Source organism: Arthrobacter sp. Bz4, from assembly GCF_003075455.1.
GTDB lineage: Bacteria > Actinomycetota > Actinomycetes > Actinomycetales > Micrococcaceae > Arthrobacter_D.
The window spans coordinates 1-915 of record NZ_QDAE01000078.1 but is presented as its reverse complement, the minus strand read 5'-3'; the positions used below and the strand labels follow the sequence as shown (position 1 = coordinate 915).

The 915-nt window shown below is 62.2% G+C and carries 3 protein-coding genes; all 3 read right to left on the bottom strand.

The genetic code is table 11. The annotated features are described in order from the left end of the window. Nucleotides 1-2: 2 nt before the first annotated feature. Nucleotides 3-128, bottom strand: coding sequence for a hypothetical protein (locus DDA93_RS17045; protein ID WP_263971932.1), 126 nt, complete (start codon nt 126-128; stop codon nt 3-5). A 333-nt stretch (nt 129-461) separates the two neighbouring features. Beyond that, entirely contained in the window at nt 462-599 is a 138-nt protein-coding gene (locus DDA93_RS16420) for a hypothetical protein (RefSeq protein ID WP_165802670.1), read from the bottom strand. 86 nt (nt 600-685) lie between these two features. Beyond that, nucleotides 686-915: hypothetical protein (locus tag DDA93_RS16560; RefSeq protein WP_207771379.1), on the bottom strand; the 230-nt coding region annotated here is incomplete at its 5' end.

Here is a 915-nt window from a genome sequence, read left to right as displayed (position 1 = left end):
TCTTACACCAGTCCCTCCGTCTTGATCGTGTTGCGCCCGACGATCTGCACTGATTTTCGTGCGTGGATCATGCGGAAGCCGATTGCGCGGGCCATGTGCCCGCTTCCGATGATGGTGATATCTGACATCGCCTTGGCCTTTCATGAGTACTGGGGTTTGGCTCCCGGCTGCGAATGACTTGCATGCGTGCATTTCGGCGGCCGGGGAGAAGGTGCCGCATGTTTCCCACTCGGCCGTGTGCTCTTGATCGCAAGCCCTCAGGCCCTATCCACCTGCTTCCTTTGGCACCATGACGACGCGGGCCTGGAATGAGCCGTAGTGATCACCAGAGTCCCCGTGCACGATCATCCTGTCAACACTTCACCGAAACTCGCTTGCCATCGACCGGGCTGCTGACAGTACCGCCGCCGCCAGAACTGTCCAAGGGGGACGACGACGGGAGGCTTCGCCGTCGTCCTCTACTACTGCCTAGACAGGGCTGCCAGGGCTTCGCGCGCTTCCCCCTTAGCGCCGCGGGCCGGTTCGACGGCGTCGTGGGTCTTGATGAACACCCAACTGTCGGCGGTGATCTTGCCGCCGGGCTGGAGGCCGAAGATCACCTTGGCTGGTGTCGTTGCGAAAGGTGCGTCGGCGGAAGCGCGGGTGACACGGAGCCGATGCTGGAGGCAAGTTCACGGGCGCAGGCCTAGAGGTCGTTGAGGACTTCCTGGACGGCTTCGATCTCAACGATCATGGCGGCTGCGTTAGGCAGTTTGTAGGCGCGGGGCATGAGGTCACCTGGTGGGTTCGGGATGGCCCTACGTCCCTGCTCCCTCCCGAAGCGGGAGCTTCCGACTGTGTGCGGGATGTCGAATGCGACGACATTAGAGTCCGGATACAGCAGCGGAATCTGGGGAGGGCGAAGACCTTGAACCG

Coding starts and splice junctions, on each gene's coding strand:
- DDA93_RS17045 (WP_263971932.1), bottom strand. CDS start 128: ATGTCAGATATCACCATCATCGGAAGCGGGCACATGGCCCGCGCAATC.